This is a genomic window from Plantimonas leprariae (genome assembly GCF_008802405.1).
GTDB classification, from domain to species: Bacteria; Pseudomonadota; Alphaproteobacteria; order Rhizobiales; family Rhizobiaceae; genus Plantimonas; species Plantimonas leprariae.
In genome coordinates, this window is record NZ_VZDO01000003.1 from 264,221 (window position 1) to 285,714 (window position 21,494).

20 protein-coding genes are annotated in these 21,494 nt (G+C 70.7%); 8 read left to right on the plus strand and 12 right to left on the minus strand.

Annotated elements, in window-relative coordinates; genetic code table 11:
• Positions 1-4 precede the first annotated feature (4 nt).
• From F6X38_RS05885 to F6X38_RS05905, 5 genes are all read right to left on the minus strand, one after another.
• Positions 5-1,159 carry a fumarylacetoacetate hydrolase family protein gene (locus F6X38_RS05885; RefSeq protein ID WP_150968670.1) on the minus strand — a complete coding sequence of 385 codons (1,155 nt, stop codon included), beginning with the start codon at positions 1,157-1,159 and terminating at the stop codon, positions 5-7.
• 35 nt (positions 1,160-1,194) lie between these two features.
• Entirely contained in the window at positions 1,195-2,574 is a 1,380-nt protein-coding gene (locus F6X38_RS05890) for an MFS transporter (protein ID WP_150968671.1), read from the minus strand.
• A gap of 37 nt (positions 2,575-2,611) precedes the next feature.
• The gene (locus F6X38_RS05895; protein WP_150968672.1) at positions 2,612-5,911 is read right to left on the minus strand and encodes an efflux RND transporter permease subunit; all 3,300 of its coding nucleotides are present in this window, start codon (positions 5,909-5,911) and stop codon (positions 2,612-2,614) included.
• Between the two features lie 7 nt (positions 5,912-5,918).
• Complete coding sequence (locus F6X38_RS05900) at positions 5,919-7,151, minus strand: efflux RND transporter periplasmic adaptor subunit (protein WP_150968673.1); 1,233 nt, start codon at positions 7,149-7,151, stop codon at positions 5,919-5,921.
• Positions 7,152-7,235: 84 nt separating this feature from the next.
• Positions 7,236-7,895 carry a hypothetical protein gene (locus F6X38_RS05905; protein WP_150968674.1) on the minus strand — a complete coding sequence of 220 codons (660 nt, stop codon included), beginning with the start codon at positions 7,893-7,895 and terminating at the stop codon, positions 7,236-7,238.
• Positions 7,896-7,984: 89 nt separating this feature from the next.
• Here F6X38_RS05905 and F6X38_RS05910 point away from each other — a divergent pair, with 89 nt between their 5' ends.
• Positions 7,985-8,635 (plus strand): glycosyltransferase family 29 protein, encoded by a 651-nt coding sequence (locus F6X38_RS05910; protein ID WP_246191213.1) that lies wholly within the window; start codon positions 7,985-7,987, stop codon positions 8,633-8,635.
• A gap of 7 nt (positions 8,636-8,642) precedes the next feature.
• Here the strand turns inward: F6X38_RS05910 and F6X38_RS05915 are convergent, their stop codons facing one another.
• Positions 8,643-8,879: a hypothetical protein gene (locus F6X38_RS05915; protein ID WP_150968675.1), complete on the minus strand. Its 237-nt coding sequence runs from the start codon at positions 8,877-8,879 to the stop codon at positions 8,643-8,645.
• Positions 8,880-8,903: 24 nt separating this feature from the next.
• Positions 8,904-10,946 (minus strand): glucans biosynthesis glucosyltransferase MdoH, encoded by a 2,043-nt coding sequence (gene mdoH, locus F6X38_RS05920; protein ID WP_150968676.1) that lies wholly within the window; start codon positions 10,944-10,946, stop codon positions 8,904-8,906.
• A gap of 71 nt (positions 10,947-11,017) precedes the next feature.
• On the opposite strand from mdoH, the gene F6X38_RS05925 reads away from it, so the two are divergent.
• Genes F6X38_RS05925 through F6X38_RS05955 form a run of 7 tightly spaced genes read left to right on the plus strand, consistent with a single transcriptional unit; the run spans position 11,018 to position 18,108 of the window.
• The gene (locus F6X38_RS05925; RefSeq protein ID WP_343033194.1) at positions 11,018-12,208 is read left to right on the plus strand and encodes an inositol-3-phosphate synthase; all 1,191 of its coding nucleotides are present in this window, start codon (positions 11,018-11,020) and stop codon (positions 12,206-12,208) included.
• 16 nt (positions 12,209-12,224) lie between these two features.
• Entirely contained in the window at positions 12,225-13,148 is a 924-nt protein-coding gene (locus F6X38_RS05930; RefSeq protein ID WP_150968677.1) for a hypothetical protein, read from the plus strand.
• The gene (locus F6X38_RS05935) at positions 13,145-14,266 is read left to right on the plus strand and encodes a class I SAM-dependent methyltransferase (protein ID WP_150968678.1); all 1,122 of its coding nucleotides are present in this window, start codon (positions 13,145-13,147) and stop codon (positions 14,264-14,266) included. The genes F6X38_RS05930 and F6X38_RS05935 overlap by 4 nt, the downstream gene beginning before the upstream one ends.
• Positions 14,266-15,297, plus strand: a complete 1,032-nt coding sequence (locus tag F6X38_RS05940; protein WP_150968679.1) for a Gfo/Idh/MocA family protein — start codon at positions 14,266-14,268, stop codon at positions 15,295-15,297. Before F6X38_RS05935 ends, F6X38_RS05940 begins: the two co-directional genes overlap by 1 nt.
• Positions 15,294-16,142, plus strand: a complete 849-nt coding sequence (locus tag F6X38_RS05945; protein WP_150968680.1) for a sugar phosphate isomerase/epimerase family protein — start codon at positions 15,294-15,296, stop codon at positions 16,140-16,142. Before F6X38_RS05940 ends, F6X38_RS05945 begins: the two co-directional genes overlap by 4 nt.
• The gene (locus tag F6X38_RS05950) at positions 16,142-17,374 is read left to right on the plus strand and encodes a glycosyltransferase family 4 protein (RefSeq protein WP_150968681.1); all 1,233 of its coding nucleotides are present in this window, start codon (positions 16,142-16,144) and stop codon (positions 17,372-17,374) included. Before F6X38_RS05945 ends, F6X38_RS05950 begins: the two co-directional genes overlap by 1 nt.
• Positions 17,371-18,108, plus strand: coding sequence for a PIG-L deacetylase family protein (locus F6X38_RS05955; protein ID WP_150968682.1), 738 nt, complete (start codon positions 17,371-17,373; stop codon positions 18,106-18,108). Before F6X38_RS05950 ends, F6X38_RS05955 begins: the two co-directional genes overlap by 4 nt.
• 87 nt (positions 18,109-18,195) lie before the next feature.
• On the opposite strand, the gene F6X38_RS05960 is transcribed toward F6X38_RS05955, so the two are convergent.
• The 5 genes from F6X38_RS05960 to F6X38_RS05980 form a co-directional block, all read right to left on the minus strand.
• Positions 18,196-19,098: an MBL fold metallo-hydrolase gene (locus F6X38_RS05960; RefSeq protein WP_150968683.1), complete on the minus strand. Its 903-nt coding sequence runs from the start codon at positions 19,096-19,098 to the stop codon at positions 18,196-18,198.
• Positions 19,095-19,523: a DUF1810 domain-containing protein gene (locus tag F6X38_RS05965; RefSeq protein ID WP_150968684.1), complete on the minus strand. Its 429-nt coding sequence runs from the start codon at positions 19,521-19,523 to the stop codon at positions 19,095-19,097. Before F6X38_RS05965 ends, F6X38_RS05960 begins: the two co-directional genes overlap by 4 nt.
• A gap of 65 nt (positions 19,524-19,588) precedes the next feature.
• Complete coding sequence (locus F6X38_RS05970; protein ID WP_150968685.1) at positions 19,589-20,296, minus strand: HAD family hydrolase; 708 nt, start codon at positions 20,294-20,296, stop codon at positions 19,589-19,591.
• Positions 20,293-21,039 carry a glutamine amidotransferase gene (locus tag F6X38_RS05975; protein ID WP_202617938.1) on the minus strand — a complete coding sequence of 249 codons (747 nt, stop codon included), beginning with the start codon at positions 21,037-21,039 and terminating at the stop codon, positions 20,293-20,295. Before F6X38_RS05975 ends, F6X38_RS05970 begins: the two co-directional genes overlap by 4 nt.
• Positions 21,036-21,491: a tellurite resistance TerB family protein gene (locus F6X38_RS05980; protein ID WP_150968686.1), complete on the minus strand. Its 456-nt coding sequence runs from the start codon at positions 21,489-21,491 to the stop codon at positions 21,036-21,038. The genes F6X38_RS05975 and F6X38_RS05980 overlap by 4 nt, the downstream gene beginning before the upstream one ends.
• Between the last annotated feature and the right edge of the window lie 3 nt (positions 21,492-21,494).

Sequence of the window (21,494 nt, forward strand, 5' to 3'; positions counted from 1 at the left end):
GGATTCAGCCGCCTCGGAGCATGCCTCGCCGGCCGAGGTTCCGCATGAGGGCCCGCGTGCCGAAGGTCCAGGGCGGGGCCTGGTCGGACAAGGTCACGGTGTTGCGGAGGGTCCCGAGCCGCGGCGTCGCGATCTCCACGACGTCGCCGACCTTGTGGGTGAAGCCGCCGCCCGGCCGGTCGCGGTCCTGCGTCGGGGCGAACATCGTGCCGAGAAACAGCACGAAGCCGTCCGGATACTGGTGCGACGCCCCCGCCGCGTGGCCGACGAGCTCGGCTGGCTTGCGGCTGATCTCGGCCATGTTGGAGCGCCCCGTCAGCTCGTAGCCGTCCGTGCCCTTCACCGACATGGTCAGCGTCGCCGCTTCCACGTCGGCAAGCGTGAAGCCGTCGTCGAACAGGCGGACGAACGGGCCGATCGCGCAGGAGGCGTTGTTGTCCTTGGCCTTGCCGAGCAGCAACGCCGAGCGCCCCTCGACGTCGCGAAGGTTGACGTCGTTGCCGAGCGTCGCGCCGCGGATCTCCCCTTTCGCGTTCACCGCCAGCACGATCTCCGGCTCCGGGTTGTTCCAGGCCGAGATCGGGTTGACGCCGACAAGCGCGCCGTGGCCGACGGCGCTCATCGGCTGCGCCTTGGTGAACACCTCGGCGTCGGGGCCGATGCCGACCTCGAGATACTGCGACCAGAGGCCCTCGCGCTGCAGCGCCGCCTTCACCTCCATTGCCTGCGCCGAGCCGGCTTTCAGGTTGGCGAGGCTGCCGCCGATCAGCGTGCCGATGCGGGCGCGGATTTCATCGGCGCGGGCCGGATCGCCGGCGGTGCGCTCGTCGATGACCCGCTCGATCATCGACCGGGCGAAGGTGACGCCGCAGGCCTTGATCGCCTGGAGATCGCACGGCGCGAGGAGGCAGGGCTCGGCCGCGCCGCTGCGCATCGCGTCCGGCTCGTGCAGGAACCGCTCCACGGACCCAAGCGCCTCGCCATCGAGCGCGTCGAATCCTGCGGCCGCGTCGCCGTCGAGGAAGTCCGCGACGGTCGGCGCCGTCGCCGTCACATCGACGAGCTGCCCGTCCCGCACGATCACCACCGACGGCCCCGCCACCTCCGGCCGCCAGAGGCGGCCCACGAGCTTGGCATTCCCGACATCCTCAGGCAGCATCGACCGTTCCTCCTCTTCGCTTTCCCGTGTTCATATCAGGCTTCCGACCGCAGCGCCGCCGCGGCCTTCTCGTCCATCCGCCTGAGCGCGCTCGGCACGATGCCGCAGGCGGCGAGCGCGGTGGCGAGCCCGAGCGCGACGCCGATGCGCTGCTCCGGGAAGAGGCCGAAGATCACCGCCAGCAGGGCCACGCCGAGCGACTGGCCGACGAGCCGGGCGCTCGACTGGATGCCGCTCGCCCCGCCGCTCCGCTCGCGCGGGGCGCTGGAGATCAGCACCTTGTTGTTCGGCGACTGGAACGTGCCGAACCCCGCGCCCGCCAGCACCAGCCGCCAGACGAGGTCGGCGGTGGATGGCTCGGCCGGCAGCAGCGCCAGCGCGAGAAGGCCGCTCGCGAAGAGCGCCAGCCCGATCGCCGCCAGCCGGCCGGGATGGAAGCGGTCCGCCAGCCGGCCCGACAGGAAGGCCGCGAGCGCCGTCGCGATCGGCCAGGGCGTCAGGAGGACCCCGGTCTCGGCGGGCGTCCGCCCGAGCGTGTCGTGCAGAAAGAACGGCAGCGAGACGAAGGCCATCGCCTGCGCCGCGAAGGAAAGCACCGAGGTCGTCGCCGACAGCGCGAAGATCGGGCGGCGGAGAAGGTCGACCGGCAGCATCGGCGAGGGCAGCCGCAGTTGCGTGCGCACGAACACCACGCCGACCGCGAGGCCCGCCGCGATCTCGGCGAGCGCGAGGCCGAGCCCCTGCCGGTGCCCGAGCGCGTTGACGCCGGAGATCACGAGACCGAAGGTCGCGGCGCTGAGGAGCGCGCTTCGGACGTCGAAGCGGCGGCCCGAGCGCGGCGTTCGCGGCAAGGTCCGCCAGCCGACGAGGAGCGCCACGATCCCGATCGGCAGGTTGACGAGGAACAGCGCCTGCCACGGCGCGACCGAAAGGATCGCGCCGGCGATCGAGGGTCCGGCGGCGGACGAGATGCCGACGATCACCGCGACGTTGCCGACCGCGCGGCCCAGCATGGCGTGCGGGAAGATGAAGCGCACCAGCGCGATGTTGACGCTCATGATGCCGGCCGCCCCGAGCCCCTGGAAGGCGCGCGCCGCGATCAGGAAGCCGAGGCCGGACGACAGCGCGCACAGGAGCGAGGCGAGCGTGAACAGGGCGAGCCCGCCGAGATAGACGCGGCGGTAGCCGACGATCTCGCCGAGCGAGGCGAGCGGCAGCAGCACCATGGTGACGGCGAGCTGGTAGCTGTTGACCACCCAGATCGCGTCCACCGGCTGGATGCGCAGCTCGCGCGTGATCGGCGGCAGCGCGATGTTGGCGACGGCACTGTCGAGGACGGCGATGAAGAGGGCGAGGCCGATCGTCGCGAAGGCGAGGCCGCGCGCCGGTTGCGGGAGTCCGTCGTGAACTTGCATGCTGGAAGGGGAATTCGCTTGGCGGGATCGGGACCTCTTACTCCGCCGGCTGGGCGATGCCCACCTTTTCCTCGTTCGCCGGCTCCGCCTTCGCGCGCCGGCGGCCGAGCCGCTGTTGCAGGCGGTCGAGATAGAGGTAGATCACCGGCGTCGTGAACAGGGTCAGCGCCTGGCTGACGATGAGGCCGCCCACCATCGCGAAGCCGAGCGGCTGGCGCAGTTCCGAGCCGGTATGGCCGCCGATCATCAGCGGCACCGCGCCGAGCATGGCGGCGGCGGTGGTCATCATGATCGGGCGGAAGCGAAGGCGCGCGGCCTCGCGGATCGCCTCTTCCGCCGGCTTGCCCTCGCCTTCCAGCATGATGGCGAAGTCGACCAGCATGATGCCGTTCTTCTTCACGATGCCGATGAGGAGGATCAGCGCGACGAGCGCGATGAGGCTGAACTCGTAGCCGAAGAGCATCAGCGTCGCGAGTGCCCCGACGCCGGCGGAAGGCAGCGTCGAGAGGATCGTCAGCGGGTGGATGTAGCTCTCGTAGAGGATGCCGAGGATGAGATACACCGCGACGAGCGCCGCGAGGATCAGGAGCGGCATCGTCGCCAGCGACGACTGGAAGGCCTGCGCCGAGCCGGAGAACTTCGTCTGGACGGCCGGCGGCAGCTTCAGGTCCGCCACCGCCTTCTCGGCTGCCTCCGTCGCCTCGCCGAGCGCCACGCCCGGCGCGAGGTTGAACGAGATCGTCACCGACGGGAACTGGCTCTGGTGGCTGATCAGGAGCGGGCGCACCGGCACGGTGGTCCACTTGGCGAAGGCCGAGAGCGGCACCAGCGCGCCGCCTTCCGCCTTGACGTAGAGCTTGTCGAGCGTTTCCGGGTCGCCCTGCAGCTCCGGCAGCACCTCCATCACGACGTGGTAGCTGTTGAGCTGCGTGAAGTACTGGGCGATCTGGCGCTGCCCGAAAGCGTCGTTCAGCGTCGCGTCGATGACGTCGGGGCGGATGCCGTAGCGCGAGGCCTGGTCGCGGTCGATCGTCAGCGTCAGCGTCGTGCCGCTGGTCTGCTGGTCGGAGGCGACGTCGGCGAGCTCGGGCAGTTTCTTCAGCGCGTCGAGCACCTTCGGCGCGCTGCTGTTGAGCTCGGCGGTTTCCGGCGTCGTCAGGGTGAACTGGTACTGCGTGCGCGACTGCCGACCGCCGATCCGGACGTCCTGCTGCGCCTGCAGGAAGACCTGGACGCCCATCACGCCGTGGAACTTGTCGCGCAGCCGCCGGATGATCGCGTCGGCGTCCGCCTCCCGCTCGTCGCGGGGTTTCAGCGTGATGTACATCGAGCCGACATTCGCGGCGTCGCCGCCACTCCCGCCGACGCGCATGGCGACGGAGGCGACGTCCGGATCGGCTTGCACGATGCGGCCGACCTCCTCCTGCCGGGCGCTCATCGCGGCGAAGGAGATGCTCTGCGCCGCCTCCACCTTGCCCTGGATCAGGCCGGTATCCTGCTGCGGGAAGAAGCCCTTCGGGATCATCACGAACAGCGCCACCGTCGCGCCGAGCGTCGCGAAGAACACCAGAAGCGTCGCGAGGCGGTGGCGCAGCACCACGTCGAGCCCGCGCATGTAACCGTTCACCAGCGCCTCGAAGCCGCGCTCGCTCCAGCGGAACAGGCGACCGCGCTCCGCCATCGGCCGCTCGGGGACGAGGAAGCGCGAGGCCATCATCGGCGTCAGCGTCAGCGACACCGCGGCGGAGATCAGGATCGTCATCGCGAGCACCACGGAGAACTCGCGGAACAGCCGGCCGATGATGCCGGTCATCAGGAGAAGCGGGATCAGGACGGCGACCAGCGACAGGCTGATCGACAGGATGGTGAAGCCGATCTCGCCGGCGCCCTTCAAGGCCGCCTGCATCGGCTTCATGCCGTTCTCGATGTGGCGCTGGATGTTCTCCAGCACCACGATCGCGTCGTCCACCACGAAGCCGACCGCGATGGTGAGCGCCATCAGCGACAGGTTGTCGAGCGTGTAGCCGAAGGCGAGCATGCCGGCGCAGGTGCCGAACAGCGCCAGCGGTACGGTGAGGCTGGGAATCACCGTGCCCCAGAGCGTCCTGAGGAACACGAAGATCACCGCCACCACCAGCCCGACCGTGATCAGCAGCGTGAACTCGACGTCCTCGACGGAGGCACGGATGGTGGTCGTGCGGTCGCTGAGCGACCAGAGGCGGATGCCGGGCGGCAGCCCTTCCTTCAGGCGCGGCAGTTCCTCGTTGATGCTGTCCACCACGTCGATGACGTTGGCGTTCGGCTGCTTGAAGACGATCAGGAACACGCCGCGCTTGCCGTCGGTCCAGGCGGCCTGCTTCGCGTCCTCCGGGCCGAGGATCGCTCGGCCGATATCCTTGACACGCACCGGCGCCAGGTCGCGATAGGTGACGATCGTGCCGTTCCAGGCTTCCGCCTCGGTGAGCTGGTCGTTCGAATAGATGGTGAAGGCGCGATTGGCGCCGTCGATCGAGCCCTTGGCCGAGTTCGAGGTGACGCCTTCCAGCGCCGTGCGCACGTCCTCCACCGTCATCTGCTTGGCGTAAAGCTTGGCGGGATCGAGCTGGACGCGGACGGCCGGCTTCTGCTGGCCGCCGACGATCACCTGGCCGACGCCCGCGACCTGGCTGAGCTGCTGCGACACCTTGGTCTCGATCGCGTCGTTCAGCTCGACGATCGGCATCGTGTCGGAAGTCGCGCCGAGGATCAGGATCGGCGCGTCGGCGGGGTTCACTTTCCGATAGGTCGGCGGCGTCGGCAGGTCGTCCGGCAACTGCCCGCCGGCGGCGTTGATCGCCGCCTGAACGTCGTTGGCGGCGGCGTCGACGTCGCGCGACAGCTCGAACTGCAGCGTGATCTGGGTGCGTCCCAGCGTCGACTGCGAGGTCATCTCGCTCACGCCCTCGATCTGGGCGAACTGCGTTTCCAGCGGCTGCGCCACCGACGAGGCCATGGTCTCCGGGCTCGCGCCCGGCAACTGCCCCGTCACCTGGATCGTCGGGAAGTCGACCTGCGGCAGCGGCGCGACGGGCAGGAACCAGAAGGACACGATGCCGACGAGCAGGAGCCCGACCGCCAGCAGCGAGGTGGCGATCGGGTAGCGGATGAACGGCCCCGAAAGCCGACCGCCCTCGTCGGACGCCTCGTCCACCGCCGCCGTCACGTCCGTTTCGCGCGGCGGCCCATCGCCGGCCTGGACACGCTCGCCGGACGCCTCGCGCGCCTCGATCCGACGCTCGTCGTCGCGGGACCCGGACTCGTCGCGGCGATCCGGCTGGTCGGGCGGTCGGTCGGTCATCGCGGCGTCAGTTCTCCGCCGTGTCGCGCTTGTTGTCCGCCTGCGAGACGGCCGGCCCATCCTCCGTCGCCGGCTTCGCCTCGCCTTCCTTCGCCTTCGGTTCGACGAGCGTGTCCGGCTGGACGCGGTAATGGCCCTCCGTCACCACCGTCTCGCCGGCCTGCAGACCTTTCCCGACGAGCGAGCGGCCGTTCTGGTTGCCGGCCACCTCCACTTTCCGCATCTCGGCCTTGTTGTCCGGCTTCACGACATAGACGAACAGGCCGTCCGGGCCCTGCTGGATCGCGTTCTCGTCGACGCTGACGCCGTCCTTCACGGTGCGCGCCAGAAGCTGCGTCGTCACCGAAAGGCCGGGCCAAAGCGCGCCGTCGTCGTTGCGGAAGGTCGCCTTGAGGCGCAGCGTGCCGCTGGTCTGGTCGATGGCGTTGTCGACGAACGACAGTTCGCCCTTGGCGAGCGAGCGCTGGCCGTCCGAGCTCAGCGCCTCGACGGCGGGGCGGCCGGCGGCGAGCGCGTCGCGGATCGTCTGGAGCTCGCCTTCCGGCTCGGTGAACACCACCACGATCGGCGAGACCTGCTGGATATTGGCGATGCCGTTCGCGTCGGACGGGCCGACGAGATTGCCGGAATCGGCGAGGCGAAAGCCGATCCGCCCCGTGATCGGCGACTGGATGCGCGTGTAGCTGAGCTGCGTCTTCGCGTCGTCGATCGCCGCTTTGTCACCGGCGACGAGGGCGGTGAGCTGGTTCACCGTCGCCCCCTGCGTGTCGCGCTCCTGGCGCGTGGTGATCTGCTGCTGGGCCAGCTTGTCGAGCCGCTCGAAGATGGTGCGGGCGTCCCGAAGGTTCGCCTCGTCCTGCGCGAGCTTCGCCTCGGCCTGCGCCAGCGCCGCCTGGAAGGGGCGCGGGTCGATCTCGACCAGGAGGTCGCCGGCGCGCACGATCTGGCCTTCCTGGAAGTTGAGCCGGACGATCTGGCCCGAGACCTGCGCGCGCACCGTCACGCTGTTCAGCGCCTGTACCGTACCGAGGCTGCCGAGCAGGATCGGGAAATCGCCGCTCGCCGCCTTTTCGACCGTGACGGGAACCCCCTTCGGCGGCTGCTTTTCCGCCGCCTGCTCGGGAGCCGCGGCGGCGTAGTAGTGCCAGCCGAAATAACCGGCGCCGCCGAGAGCAAAAAGCGCGAGAACGGTGAGGACGGCGGCGCGTGGGCTCCGACGCCGTGGCGACTCATCGTGCATGCGGTTCGGTCTCCGTCGACCGACAGCAACGGCGATTCGTCCTTTCCGTTCAATAACGAAGCTGCGACAAAGCGCGTGAGCGGGCTAGGCTCGCCCGTCCTCGCCGCGCCAGAGCGTCGCGACCGGCCCCTCCGCCCGATCGGGCTTCGAGTCGCCGATGAACACCACCACCGGGCCGGGCGTGGGATTGGCCGGCTCGTAGAAGTCGATGAGCCCCGGATGCGCCTCCTGGAAGAAGCGCGGCCGAACGCCTTCCCGGCGCAGGAGGAAGTCGATCACTACCTGATCGCCGTGCACGGCGTTCGGCACGGGCCCGCACGAGCCGGCCCGCATCCAGCGCTCCGGCTCGGCGGCGAAGGCGGCGTGGACGAAGCCGAGTTCGTCGCCGCTCCAGCGCATCAGTGCGCTCGACAGCCGGCCCTTGTGGAAGAAGTCCTCCATCGCGGCGAGCCCCGGCTCGGCCAGTCTGGACGCGTCGCCAGCGAACACCGTGTCGAGATCGCAGAGCACCGTGGTCCCGTCGAACAGGCCGGGGCGGAAGGCCTCGAGCTTCGACCACCAGGCAGGCCAGCTCCGCTCCAGCGGCACCCGCTCGACGCCGGGAACGTCGAGCGCGAGGTCGGTCAGGCAGACGAAGCGCTCGAAGGCCGGCGCGAAACGCCGCGCGCCTCGGAACAGCCGCTCCACCCAGACGGCGTCGTAGCGCCCGCCGCCCTTGCAGACGGTCGCGAGCGTCGCGGTCACGGCTTCGCACCTCGCAAGGCGGCGGCGGTCGGCATGGCCGTCACGGGTTGGTTTCGCATATCCGTCGCGGTCCTTTCGAAAGCAGCCGCATGTCCGATCCGTTCCAGCCCGACCCGTTCCGCGCCGCCTTCGACCCGGACGCGCTGCCGGCGGGAACGGGCGTCGCGATCGTCGGCAACGCGCCGGAAACGGGCGACCACGCCGCCCGGATCGACGCGGCCGACCTCGTGGTGCGCTTCAACAACGCCCCCGGTCTCGGGCGGCAGGCCGGGACGCGGACGACCCATCTCGTGCTCGTCAACCACGGCGGGCAGATGCGCGAATGGCTGGAGGATCCGGATTTCGTCCGGCGGCGCGTCGTCGCGGAGGCCGGAGCCTTCCTGTTGCCCTTTCCGCCGAAGCCGCCGGAGGCGGATCCAAGCGAGGACGGACGCGACTGGACCGGAGAGGCGGCTGCCCGGCTCAGACCGCTCGGCTGCCCGGTCGCCGTCCTGCCGGAGCCGCTGACGCGCGAGGCCGCGGCCCTCGTCCGGCGGGAGGCCGGCCGGCCGGCGGCGCCAAGCACCGGCTACCTCACGGCCTTCGCGCTTCTCGCCGTCACCCGCCCGGAGGCGGTGCGCTTCGACGTCTTCGGCTTCGGCTTCGCCGGCTGGGAGGGCCACGCCTTCGACGCCGAGCGGCGCTGGTTCGAGGCGATGGCGGCGGCGGGTCGCCTCCGCCTTCACCCGGTCCGGAATTGAAGATCGCTCAGCCGGAGCCGTTCGGGTTGGCGGGGATGTTCGTGCCCGGCACGACGGGCTCGGCCGGGTTCGCCGGCACCAGCCCACGATTGATCGCCGGGACGCCGCCGTCGGGCGTCGCGTCGTCGTGCGAGCGGGCGTAGACGAAGATGCCGAGCACCACGGCGATCGCGACGATGAGCACGATCGCCACCGGCGTGAAGGTGTTGTGCTGGTGGTCCGAATACTGGTCGTTCTCGGGCATGGCCGCTCCCGTTCCATCACCGTCTTAGCGCAAGGCCTCCGCCGGCTCCAGATGCGATGGCCAGCGGCCTGCAGGGGCCGCCCTCGGCACGCTCGCGCGCGCCGTTCCTTCCGCCGACGGCGCCTCGGCGAGCAGCGCCTCGACCTTCGCGGTTTCCGCGCGCAAGGACAGGAGCTCGGGAGCGGGCTCCGTTTCGTCCGGCGTCAGGAACAGTCGCAGCCGCGCCGCCGCGAGGCCGAGGCTCATGCGGCTGGACAGGACGGTCAGCGGGGCGCTGAGCAGGAGCCCGGCGAAGAGCGGGCTCATCCACCAGAACACCGCCGGGTCGAGCCGCCAGACGAGCGCTCCCCAGAGCAACGCGATCGCCATGTGCCAGCGGTGCCGCCGCGTCGCCTCGCCCCAGCCGACGCCCCGGTCGGTGCGGTGCTGCGGGTCCCAGGCGACCGTCCGGCCGGCGAGCGTCGCCACGACGAAACCGGTGTAGAAGACCAGCGACATCGGGTTCCAGAGGATGCCGAACAGCGTCTCGGCAATCGCGCTCGCGAGGAGCGGCCCCGCGCCGCCGAAAGCCCGCCGGCGCCGCCTGTCCGCCAGCGTCAGCGCGATCGACAGGACCTTCGGCAGGAAGATCACCGTCAGGCTGAGGCCGAACAGCACCGGCGCCGCGACTGCCGGCGCCAGCAGCGTGTCCGCTCCGCCGCCGACGCTCGCCGCCGGCTGGGACGCGTATTGCAGCGTGCCGACGATGAGGAACAGGAGCCAGACCGGCGCCGAGGCGTAGGCGAAGATGCCGTTCACGAGATGAAAGAGGAACGGCCAGGTCAGCCCCTTCTCGGCGAGGAGCGCCAAATGCTGGAGGTTGCCCTGGCACCAGCGGCGGTCGCGCTGGGCGAAGTCGAGCGTGTTGGAGGGCATGTCCTCCCAGGTGCCGTCGAGGTCGGGCAGCATCCGCACCTCCCAGCCGGCGCGCCGGAGGAAGGCGGCCTCCACGACGTCGTGGCAAAGGATCTCGCCGCCGAGCGGCGGCCGGCCGGCGAGGATCGGCAGCTCGCAATGCTCGCGGAACGGCTGGACGCGGATCATCGCGTTGTGGCCCCAGTAGATCGCGTCGCCGCCGGTCCAGAACGTCATGCCCTCCGTGTGGAGCGGCGCGTAGAGGCGAGCGGCGAACTGCTGGATGCGGGCAAAAAGCGTCAGGCGGCGCGCCGGAAAGCAGAGCGTCTGGACGAGGCCGAGTTTCGGGTCCGCCGCCATCGTCTCCGCCATGCGCCGGATCGTCGCGCCGCTCATCACCGAGTCGGCGTCGAGCACCAGCATGAACTCGAACGCGTCGCCGTGCCGCTCGCAGAACTCGGCGATGTTGCCGGCTTTCCGCCGCGCGTTGACGGCGCGGCGGCGGTAGCGCAGTTCCGGCAGGCCGGCGGTCTCGGCTCGCGTCGCGGCGAAGGCGGTTTCCTCGGCCTCGGCCCGGGCGAGGCTCCGCGTGTCGCTGAGCACGAAGACCGGCGCGACCGCGAGCCCGGCGTCCCGCATCGAGCGGCGGATCGCGGCGACCGCGCCGAACACCCCGGCGACGTCCTCGTCGCAGATCGGCATCACCACGGCGAGCCGGCTGCAATCCACCTCTCCCGCCCCTTGATCCCCTTTCCGACCGGCGAAGGCGCGGTGGAGAAGGCCGAGCACGACCTGCCAGGACTGCGCCGTGACGTAGCCGCTGGAAAGGACGAGGAGCAGGAGCATCAGCGCGTCGGCGAGGCCGAAGCCGTTCGCCGCCATCGGCGGGTAGGCAAGCGCCGCGGTGACCCCCGTCAGCGCCAGCGTCGGAAGGATAAATGTCAGTCGGCGAACGATCATCGGGACGGCGAACCTCCGCTTCGCCGCCCGGCAACCGCGCGGCCACGGGAGCGCGGCATGCCGGCGAAAACCTCGGGCGAAGCTGCGTTCCCGCGGCCTTCCCGGTCGCCGCAGCGCCTCCCGCCGCCGAACTTCGCGCGCCGCCTCGGCGCGGCGACTGCGGCATATTGCTCGGTGCCCCTCGCCTTTGCGCCGCCCGGCGAGGCGATAGATGCGATCTTAGCGAAGAAGCCGCCCGCCCGCCGCGGCCGGCGTCGCATCGACTTTTGGGAGCTGAAGTTTTGCTGGATTCCGCGAGACCCGAACGGCTTGGCGTCGCGATCGTCGGCCTCGGGGGCGCCGTCGCGACCACGGCCGTCGCCGGCATCGAGATGCTGAAGGCCGGATCGAACCGCAAGGACGGCCTGCCGCTCGCCGACGTCTCGGTGCCGGGCCTCAGCGACTACCGCGACATCGTGTTCGGCGGCTGGGACCTGAACGCCAACGATCTCGGCCTCGCGGCCGAGGAGCACGGCGTCCTGTCGAAGGGCGACCTTCAGGACGGCGCCGCCGCGCTGAAGGAGATGAAGCCCTGGGCGGCGGTCGGCAGCGAGAAGTTCTGCAAGAACGTCGTGGGCAAGAACCTCAACAAGGCGAAGAACCACCGCGAGGCGGTGGAGATGATCGCCGACGATCTCCGGCGTTTCAAGGAGGAGAGCGGCGTCGACCGCGTCGTGGTGCTGAACCTCGCCTCGACCGAGCGCTGGCCGGACCTGACGAAGGACACGCTGAACACGGCGGAAGCCTTCGAGCGCGGCCTCGATTCCGACGACGAGGCGATCGGCCCGGCGATGCTCTACGCCTACGCGGCGATCGCGAACGGCACCGGCTACGCCAACTTCACGCCGAGCGTCGCGGCCGACGTGCCGGCGCTGATGGCGCTCGCCGAGACCCACAACGTGCCGATCGCCGGCAAGGACGGCAAGACCGGCCAGACCATGATGAAGACCGTGATCGCGCCGGCGCTGAAGGCCCGCTCGCTCCACGTCGACGGCTGGTTCTCCACCAACATCCTCGGCAATCGCGACGGCCTGGCGCTGACCGACCCGAACTCGCTGCAGTCGAAGCTGAACACCAAGGGCGGCGTCCTCGATGAGATCCTCGGCTATCCGGTCGAGGACCACCTCGTCGACATCCGCTACTACCGGCCGCGCGGCGACGATAAGGAAGCTTGGGACAATGTCGACGTCACCGGCTTCATGGGCCAGAAGATGCAGATCAAGATCAACTTCCTCTGCAAGGACTCGATCCTCGCCGCGCCGCTCGCGATCGAGATCGCCCGCGTCGTCGGCCTCGCCTCGAAGCGCGGCGACGGCGGCGCGCAGGAGCAACTCAGCCACTTCTTCAAGGCGCCGATGGTGAAGCCCGGCCACCAGGTCGAGCACGCCTTCCACCGCCAGGAGGCGATGCTGATGGACTGGCTCGCCAACGGCTGACGCTCCGGTGTCAGCCATGCTCCAATCGAACGACGCTGCGCCGGGAACGCTGGACCCGGCGCTGAAACCGCTCTTCGGCGAGATCGGCAACCTGAAGCGCATCCGCTCGGCCGGCCGCGACGGCTCGATCGCGAGCCGCCTGTTCGCGCGCGCCTGGGGCGAACTCGTCGTCGGCGCGCCCGCGGCGGACGTGGCGGCGGAGATCACCGCGGCGGCCCTCGCGGCCGCGCGGCTCGGCGACATCGACCGGAGGCTTCTCCTCACCGCCGGCCTGTCGGAAGGGGATGCCGACGCCGTGCTCCGCGCGGCCGTAGGGGAATTCGCTGACGTCTTGGGGCCGGAAGCGACGGAGCGCTTCGCCGCCGCGACCGGCGTGCCGGAGCGAACCGCCGCCCCGCCGCCGGCCTTCGTGCACGCCTTGAGCCGGCAGCCCCGCGCCGGCGTCACCTGCCCCGGCCGGCCCCGCATCATGCTGGAGCCGCCGGAGAACCATGCCGAGCACTGTCTCGTCGTCGCCGTCCTCGGCGTCCTCCTCGCGCCGGCCTACGGGGCGGATGCCGGCATCGTGTTCCTCGCCTCGCTCGCGCACCATTTCCACAATGCGGGGATGCCGGATTCCGGCTTCACCGGCGAGATGCTGCTGGGCGACCATCTGGAGCCGGTGATGCGCCACTTCACCGATACGGCGCTCGCCGAACTTCCCGAGCCGCTGCGCGGACAGGTCGTCGAGGCGCGCCGCGTCCTGCCGGATGCCGACACGCCCGAAGGCCGTGCCTTCAACGCCGCCGATACGATCGACCGGGTGATGCAGATCGAGCAGCACCTTCAGGCGGCCACGCTGACGATGTCCCGCGTCCTTGGCGAGATGGAGCTCGTCCACGACGGGCCGGTGAAGGGCTTCCAGACCAGGGTCCTCGCCGAGATGGGTCTCGCGTCGTGACCTTCGTCTCGCCGACCACCGGCCTGCCGCTCCGTGCCGACACGCCGCACAGCCTCGCCGACGGATCGGGCGAGCGCTGGCCGGTGGCGGACGGCATCCCCTACCTGCGGGTGAACCGCGAGGCGCTGGTTGGCGCGGCCCTCGAACGCCTCGACGCCGGCGACCGCGAAGGCGGGCTCGCCGAACTCCTGCGCGACGCCGACGACTGGTGGGACGAGCCGCCGCCGCCGCACGAGGCCATGCGCGCGCTGGTGCGCGAGGTGGGCGGCCTCACCCTGCGCGAGGCGATGGCGCAGCTCGGCTTCGGCCGGGTCGGCGACTACTTCGCCCACCGCTGGAGCGACCCGACCTATCTCGCCGGGCTCCAGCTCATCGAGACGCACTGGAACGCGCCGCGCACCGCCTTCGAGCTCGCCTGCGGCATCGGCCACTACCTACGCGTCCTCAAACGGCAAGGCGCGGCGGCGACCGGTTTCGACGTCGTGTTCTCGAAACTCTGGATCGCCCGGCATTTCGTGGTCGGGCCGCAAACCCGCCTCGTCTGCTGCGACGCAGCCGCGCCCTGGCCGATCGGGGACGCGAGCTTCGACCTCGTCCTCTGCCAGGACGCCTTCTACTTCCTCGAACCGAAGCGGGCGATCCTCGACCGGCTGCGCTCACGCGTCTCGCCCGGCGGCGCGCTCCTCGTCGGCCACGTCCACAACCGCGAGGCGGCTGGCTTCTCGGCCGGCGCGGCGGTGACGGCGGACGAGATGCTGGCGCTGTTTCCGGATGCCGTCGCCTACGACGACGCGGAACTGACCCGCGCCGCCGCCGGGGGCCGTGCCCTCCTGTCCAAGCCGCTGACAGACTTGCGCGACGCGGAAGCTTTCACCGTCGCGGAAAGTCCCGGCGACGCCGTTCCCGTCCGCCTCGTCGCGCCGGACGATCTCGGCGGCTTCCGGCGCAACCCGCTTTATGCTTCGGACGGCGACGGCTGGCGCATCCGCTGGCCGAGCGAGCGCTACGAGCGCGAATACGCCCCCCTCGCCACCTATCCCCTCACGGACCGCAGCGATCGTCCAACACCCGGCAACGTCCGCTCCCGCGCCTTCGTCGACCTGCCGGAGCGCTGGTGATGAAACGCGAGCCCGTCCGCTGGGGCATCGCCGGCTTCGGCTGGGTGGCGCGAGACTTCATGGCACCCGGCATCCGGGCGGCCGGCGAACGGCTCGTCGCGGTCTGCGACCCGGACCCGGACGCCCGCCGCGCGGCGGAAGCGCTCGGGCTGCGGGCCTATCCAGGGATCGAGGTCCTCAGCGTCGACGCGCAGGTGGAGGCGATCTACGTCGCGACGCCGAACCACCTGCACCGGCCGATGGTCGAGGCCGCAGCCCGCGGGGCCAAGGCCGTGCTCTGCGAGAAGCCGATGGCCGCGACGCTTCGCGACGCCGAAGCGATGGCGGCGACCGTGCGGGGAAGCGGCGTCCTCTACGGCACCGCCTTCGACCAGCGCCACCATCCGGCGCATGCCGCGCTGCGCGTCGCGATCCGCGACGGCACGCTCGGCACGGTCACGGCGATCCGCATCGCCTATTGCTGTTGGCTGGGGAGTGACTGGACGAAGGGCACCGGCGACAACTGGCGCGCGGATGCGCGACAAGCCGGCGGCGGCGCGGTGATGGACCTCGCGCCCCACGGCCTCGACCTCGCGGAGTTTCTCACCGGCGAGCCAGTCGCCGACCTTGCCTGCCTCCTGCAGCGCCGCGTCCAGGCCTACGAGGTGGACGACGGCGGCGTCCTCGTCGGTCGCACGGCGTCGGGCGTGCTCCTCGACCTCCACGTCTCCTACAACTGCCCGGAGGCGCTGCCGCGCCGCCGCCTCGAAGTGCTCGGCACGAAGGGCCAGCTCACCGCGACCGACACGATGGGCCAGGATCCGGGCGGCACGCTCGTCTTCACCGACGGCGCGACGGGCGAGACGTCGCCGCTCGCCGTGCCGGACGCCGAGGCTTCGCCCTTCGCGCGCCAGGTCCGCGCCTTTTCCGACGCGCTGCGCGGCACCGGCGAGGTGGACGTCTTCAGCCTCGACCGCGATTTCGGAACGATGCGGCTGCTGGCGGCCGCCTATATGCACGAGGAAGAACGGTTCGGGAGGGCCGCCGGATGACGCTCCGCTTCGCCTACAACACCAACGGCACGGCCTCGCATCGCCTCGACGACGCGCTCGTCCTGATGCGCGAGTGCGGCTACGACGGCGTCGCGCTGACGCTCGACCACAACCATTTCGACCCGCTCGCCGCCGACTGGGAGCCCCGTGCCCACGCCCTCCGCGCCCGGCTGGACGAACTCCGCCTCGGTTCGGTGATCGAGACCGGCGCGCGCTTCCTCCTCGATCCGCGCGCCAAGCACGAGCCGACGCTGCTCACCGCCACCGCCGAAGGTCGCGCCCGCCGCGTCGCCTTCCTCCAGCGCGCCGTCGACGTGGCGGGGATCCTCGGCTCCGAGGCCGTGTCCTTCTGGGCTGGCGTGCCGAAACCCGGCGTCTCGCGCGACGACGCGAAGCGCTGGCTGCGGGAGGGCGTCGCGCAGGTCGTCGCCCATGCCGACGCCGGAGGCGTCGTCGCGGCGCTGGAGCCGGAGCCAGGCATGCTGGTCGAGACCGTCGACGACTGGCGCGAGCTCGCCGCCGACCTGCCCGGCCTGAAGCTCGCGCTCGACCTCGGCCACCTCCTCGTCACGGGCGAGCGCGAGCCGCCCGCCGCGATCGCCGAGTTCGCGGGCCGGCTCGGCACGGTGACGATCGAGGACATGCGGCGCGGCGACCACACGCACCTCCCCTTCGGCGAAGGCGACATGGATGCGCCCGCCGCGCTGGACGCCCTGGAGGCGGCGGACTTCCGCGGCCTCGTCTGCGTCGAGCTTTCGCGCGACAGCCACCGGGCCGACGTCATGATCCCCCGCACGATCGAATACCTGCGGGCGTGCCGCGGCGCACGGGCGGAGGCCGCCTGATGCGCGTCTGCTTCGTCAGCCGCCGTTTCTTCCCGGCGATCTCGGGGATGAGCGTCTATGCGGTGAACCTGCTGCGCGAGCTGGTGGAGGCCGGCCACGACGTCACGATGATCAGCCAGTACCGCGGCGACGCCTTCGGCACCCGCGTCTACGGCGGCGGTCCGCCGCCGCCCGTCGAAGGCGTCCGCGTCGTCGGCCTCGAACAGCTCGGCGAGCAGGAGGGCGGCGACTTCGAGCGCGACATCGACACGATGGTGGAGACCATTCTCGGCCTCCATGCCGAGCAACCCTTCGACATCCTCCACGCGCAATACGGCTACCCGACCGGCTGGGCGACGCTGATCGCCGCGACGAGGTTCGGCCTGCCCTGCGTCGTCTCGATCCAGGGCGGCGACGGCCACTGGGTCGGTTCCTGCTGCGAGACGCACCGCCTCGCGATGGTGCGCGTCCTGACCCACGCCAACGCCCTTCTCATCGGCGGCGAGTCCTTCATCGACGAGGTGACGGAGCGCCTCGGCACCCCGCGCGACCGCTTCGTCGTGGTGCCGGGGGCGGTCGACACCAACCGCTTCAAACCCGCCGACGAGGCGAGGGTCGGCGAGACCGAGCACCCGGCGCGCCTCCTCTACCACGGCCGCGTCGACCGCCGGAAAGGCGCGCTCGACTTCCTCGACGCGCTGAGCCTCCTGCGGGAGCGCGGCGTGCCCTTCCTCGGAATCGTCTCCGGCATCGGGCCGGACGTCGATCCATGCAAGGAGAGAGCGTCGGCGCTTGGGCTCGGCGACGATGTCGTCCGCTTCACCGGCTATGCCGACTACGACGCCGTGCCGGCGCTCTACCGCGAGGCCGACGTCTTCGTCTCGCCGACCTACATGGAAGGCTTCTCCAACACGATCCTCGAAGCGATGGCGTCGGGCCTTCCGAACGTTTCCTGCTTCGCGGTCGGCGTCACGGACTGCCTCCGCCACGACGAGAACGGCCTCCTCACCCAGCCCGGCGACATCCCGGCGCTGGCGGATTCGCTGGAGCGGGTCGTCACCGACGACGCGCTCCGCCGCCGCATCGCGCGCGCCGGGCTGGAAGAATGCCGGCGCGTCTATTCGTGGAAGGCGGTGGGCAGGCAGATCATGGACGTCTACGACGCGGTTCGTGGGCAGGTGCCGGTCGCGGGCTTCGACGCGGGCCTGCCGGTCACTCCCTGCAAGTACCGCGCCGAGCCGCATCTCCTGTGACGCGGACCGCGCTCGCCCTCTCGCCACACCTCGACGACGCGGCCTTCTCGGCCGGCGGGACGTTGGTGAAGCTGGCGGCGGAAGGCTGGCGGGTCGTTGTCGCGACCGTGTTCACCGCGACCGTACCCGATCCGCAGGGTTTCGCCCTCGCCTGCCAGACGGACAAAGGCCTCGGCCCCGAAGTCGACTACATGGCGCTCCGCCGCGGCGAGGATAGGCAAGCGATGGCGGCGCTCGGCGCGGAAGGCCTGTTCCTGCCGTTCCCGGAAGCGCCGCATCGCGGCTACGACTCGGCCCCGGCGCTCTTCGCCGGCGTCCATGCCGGCGACCGGATCGGCGATGATCTCGAAGCCGCTTTCGCGCGTCTCGCCGCCGAGCACGATCCCGAACTTCTGCTCGCCCCGCAATCGATCGGTGGGCATGCCGACCACATCCTCGTGACGCAGGCGCTCAGGCGGGTTGCGGGCGGGCGCCCGGTGCTCTGGTGGACGGACTTCCCCTATACGCTGCGGGCCGACACGCCGAAGCGCCCCTTCGCGGCGGAGATGGAAGCGCTGGAGGAGCGCGTGATCCCGCTCGACGCCCCGTTCCTCTCGGCCAAGCGCGATGCCTGCCGCGCCTACCGCTCGCAACTCGGCTACCAGTTCGGCGGCGCGGACGGCCTCGACAAGCGCCTCGCCGAGAACGGCCCGATGGAACGATTCCGCGCGCAAGGTGCGGTGCCGACGATCTAAGCGTCGGGGTCACCTTTCTTCACCCCTGTGGGGAGACGGTTGCGGCAGTGGGATGAGGCCCCCTGTCTCGAAAGGAAGCCCCGGCACTTACTTGCCGACGCCGCCGGAAGACCTCAAACCCGACACCGCCAAAGTCTCCAACCGCACTGGCGCGGCGTGCGGGCGGCTCGACAGCATCGCGTCGATCAGCGCCAGCGCCTCGGCTCGCCCGGAGTTTCGCACCTGCTCGAACGGCGTCCAGGTCGAGGTGAAATCCAACCGCGCGAAGACGTCGCGATATTTCCGCAACTCGTTCGGCGTCAGCGGCACGCCGCGCACGAAAGCCTTGTGCGCCGAGATCGTCGTGGCCATCCGCCGGTCGGCCGGGTCGAGCTCGAACTTCAGCGCGTCGCCGCACATCAGGATCCGCCGCTGGCGATCGAACAGCACCGCGTGACCGTGGAAGTGACCGGCGGTGAGATGCAGTTCCAGCCCCGGCAACGGTTCGAGGAAGTCGTCGAACGGCCAGGTCACGCAGACCGCCGCCGACCAGGCGAGGTCGCCCGGATGCAGCGCCAGTTCCGGGTCGAACCGATCCTGGATTTCCCAGAGCGCGCCGTAGGAATGCGGATGCGAGGCCGACAGCACCTGTACCCCGCCGAGCGATTCGATGAAGGCGAGCGCTGCCACGCCGTAGCTCGCGCAGCCCTCGAACATCATGTTCCCGGCCGGGCTGCGGATCAGGTACGAGTGCGAGCCGATGCCGTCGACCGGTTCGTTCCAGAACCGAAACACGCCGTCTTCCAGTTCCTCCCAGCGGCAGGGATAAGCGTCCCCCGCCTCTGCGGCGGACAGGAAGCGCCAGCCCCGCTGCGGCATGACGTGGCGCGCGTCCTCGCAGAGCGGACAGCGCGGCGGGCGCTCGAAATGCCGCTGCCAGAAACCGCAATTGGTGCAGAAGAAGGTGGGCAGGTCGAGCGCGCCCGCGAAGGGCAGGTAACCGGGACTCATGCCTGCAACAGCTCCAGCGTCCGCTCGTCGGCTTTGCCGGCGTAGTATCGGCGCAAGCCCGCATCGAACCTTGCCTCCTCCGGCGCGGCCGCCCGGAACAGCGTCAGCGACGAGCGGAACTTCATGTCGTCCGGCGAGCCGAAAATCTCGTGCGCCGAGCGCCCTTCGACCGCCAGGACGAGATCGATGCATTCGAAAAGGCGCTTTCCCAGAGCAGGATGCGCGAGATAGGCCCGCGCCTCGTCCGGCGAGCGGATCGCGAAGGCTCGGGCGGTCGGGCTCGACCCCAGCCCGGCGATCTGCGGAAACACGAACCACATCCAATGGCTTGCCTTCCGCCCGCGCTCCAGTTCGGCGCGCACCTGCGGATAGACCGGTGCCTGCGCCGCGACGAAGCGTTCGAGATCGAATGGATCGGTGGTCATCGCGCGGCCTCCATGCGCCGGGAAGCTAGCGCGTCCGCCCGGCCCGGCACGGCCGGCAGGATGTCTCAGCCGCCGCGCTCGAAGGCCTCGATCGCCGCGGGCAGCCCCGACAGGTCGGGAAGCGCCGCGAAGCACGGGTGGTCGACGGGCGGCTCGGCCCGCTCGTAGTCCCAGGTGAGGTCGTGCGGCACGTGGACGGCGAAGGCTCCCGCTTCCAGCGCCGGCAGGACGTCGCTCTTGAGCGAATTGCCGACCATCAGCGCGTTGCCCGCTCCGTCCCCATGTTGCCGGAACACCCGCTCGTAGGTGGCCGCCGTCTTGTCGGAGACGATCTCGACCGCGTCGAAGAATTCGCCGAGGCCGGAGGCGGCGAGCTTGCGCTCCTGGTCGAAGAGGTCGCCCTTCGTCACAAGGATCATCGTGTACCGGCCGCGCAAGGCTTCGAGGCAGCCGCGCGCATGCGGCAGCGTCTCGACCGGATGGCGCAGCATCTCGCGGCCCCAGCCGAGGATTTCGGCGATCGCCGCGCCGTCGACTTGAGTTCCTGTGACCTCCAGCGCCGTCTCGATCATCGACAGCGTGAAGCCCTTGATGCCGAAGCCGTAGGATTCGAGGTTGCGCATCTCGGTATCGAGCAGCCGGCGCTTCAGCACCGGCCCCTCGGCATGCGCTTCGAGCAGCGCCAGGAACCGCTCTTCCGTCAGGCGGAAGAAGCGCTCGTTCTGCCAGAGCGTATCGTCGGCGTCGAAGCCGATCGCGGCGATGCGGCTCATGCCGCGGCCTCCTCGCCGAAGACGATCCCGAGGAACTCGGCGAGCCAGCGGCGGATCGGCGGGTCGAAGACGGCGCGGCCGTCGAAATGCGCGCGCCGCGCCTGCGCGCCGGGAAGGCCGAGCCGCTCGTGGCCGCGCGTCGTCCAGCGGTAGAGCATGGCGAGCGTCAGTTCGGCGTGGAACTGCACGCCAAAGGCCTTCTCGCCGAAGCGGAAGGCCTGGTTCGGAAACCGCTCGCCCTCGGCGAGGAGCACGGTGCCGCGCGGCAGGTCGTCGAAGCCTTCGCGGTGCCACTGGTAGACGACGTCCGGCCAGTGCGGCGTCAGCGCCCGGCCGGCGGCGGTGGCCTGCAGCGGATAGTAGCCGATCTCGACCAAGCCTTCCGGATGCGGGCCGACCCGGCCGCCGAGATGCTTCACCAGCATCTGCGCGCCGAGGCAGATGCCGAGGAACGGCCGGTTCTCGCGCAGCGGCACGTCCAGCCAGTCGATCTCGGCGCGAAGGTGCGGCTCCGTGTCATTGGCGCTCGGCGGCCCGCCGAACAGGATCGCGCCGCGGTGGCCGTCCAGCGTTTCCGGCAGCGCATCGCCGATCACCGGGCGGCGGATGTCGATCGGCACGCCCGCGGCGGCGAGGATCTGCCCGATCCGGCCGGGCGTCGAGTTCTCCTGGTGGAGCACGACGAGGATCGGCCGGGGATCGCGGTCGGCATGGAGAACCGGCCGCACGTCGGTGCCCGTCACCGGCGCGACGCCGCGGCGCGACCCTTGGCGAGCATCCGGTCGCGCGTCGAGACGCCGAGGAGTTCGGCGACGCGCCAGACCGTGTTGTCTTCCAGCTCGTGCACCGCGCCGTCCGAATAGGCCACTTCCCAAAGCAGTCCGACGAAGCGGATGCGCTGCTCCTCGCTGGAACTCTGCATCAGGACGCTGGTGAAATGGAAGAGGTCGACCGCCTCGGCATCCGCCTCGCGGCCGGCCCGGGCGATGCGCGCCGCTTCCGCCGCATCGAGGCCGAACTCGGCCGCCAGCATTTCCTCCAGCCGCTCGAGTTCGTCCGCGCCGACCTTGCCGTCCGCCGCCGCGACATGCGCCAGCAGCGCCGCGGCCGCGACGCGCGGCGACGGCACGCCGGGTCGGCGGCGCTCGTCCTCGAGCCCGAGCGTCCGCAGGAAGTCCCGCAAGGCATCGAACATCGC

Bases quoted from the DNA above. Each gene is read 5' to 3' on its own strand.
- F6X38_RS05960 (WP_150968683.1), bottom strand. From the start codon at position 19,098: ATGAGTCCCGGTTACCTGCCCTTCGCGGGCGCGCTCGACCTGCCCACC.
- F6X38_RS05965 (WP_150968684.1), bottom strand. From the start codon at position 19,523: ATGACCACCGATCCATTCGATCTCGAACGCTTCGTCGCGGCGCAGGCA.
- F6X38_RS05940 (WP_150968679.1), top strand. From the start codon at position 14,266: ATGAAACGCGAGCCCGTCCGCTGGGGCATCGCCGGCTTCGGCTGGGTG.
- F6X38_RS05910 (WP_246191213.1), top strand. From the start codon at position 7,985: ATGTCCGATCCGTTCCAGCCCGACCCGTTCCGCGCCGCCTTCGACCCG.
- F6X38_RS05890 (WP_150968671.1), bottom strand. From the start codon at position 2,574: ATGCAAGTTCACGACGGACTCCCGCAACCGGCGCGCGGCCTCGCCTTC.
- F6X38_RS05970 (WP_150968685.1), bottom strand. From the start codon at position 20,296: ATGAGCCGCATCGCCGCGATCGGCTTCGACGCCGACGATACGCTCTGG.
- F6X38_RS05915 (WP_150968675.1), bottom strand. From the start codon at position 8,879: ATGCCCGAGAACGACCAGTATTCGGACCACCAGCACAACACCTTCACG.
- F6X38_RS05945 (WP_150968680.1), top strand. From the start codon at position 15,294: ATGACGCTCCGCTTCGCCTACAACACCAACGGCACGGCCTCGCATCGC.
- F6X38_RS05895 (WP_150968672.1), bottom strand. From the start codon at position 5,911: ATGACCGACCGACCGCCCGACCAGCCGGATCGCCGCGACGAGTCCGGG.
- F6X38_RS05930 (WP_150968677.1), top strand. From the start codon at position 12,225: ATGCTCCAATCGAACGACGCTGCGCCGGGAACGCTGGACCCGGCGCTG.
- F6X38_RS05885 (WP_150968670.1), bottom strand. From the start codon at position 1,159: ATGCTGCCTGAGGATGTCGGGAATGCCAAGCTCGTGGGCCGCCTCTGG.
- F6X38_RS05950 (WP_150968681.1), top strand. From the start codon at position 16,142: ATGCGCGTCTGCTTCGTCAGCCGCCGTTTCTTCCCGGCGATCTCGGGG.
- F6X38_RS05900 (WP_150968673.1), bottom strand. From the start codon at position 7,151: ATGCACGATGAGTCGCCACGGCGTCGGAGCCCACGCGCCGCCGTCCTC.
- F6X38_RS05980 (WP_150968686.1), bottom strand. From the start codon at position 21,491: ATGTTCGATGCCTTGCGGGACTTCCTGCGGACGCTCGGGCTCGAGGAC.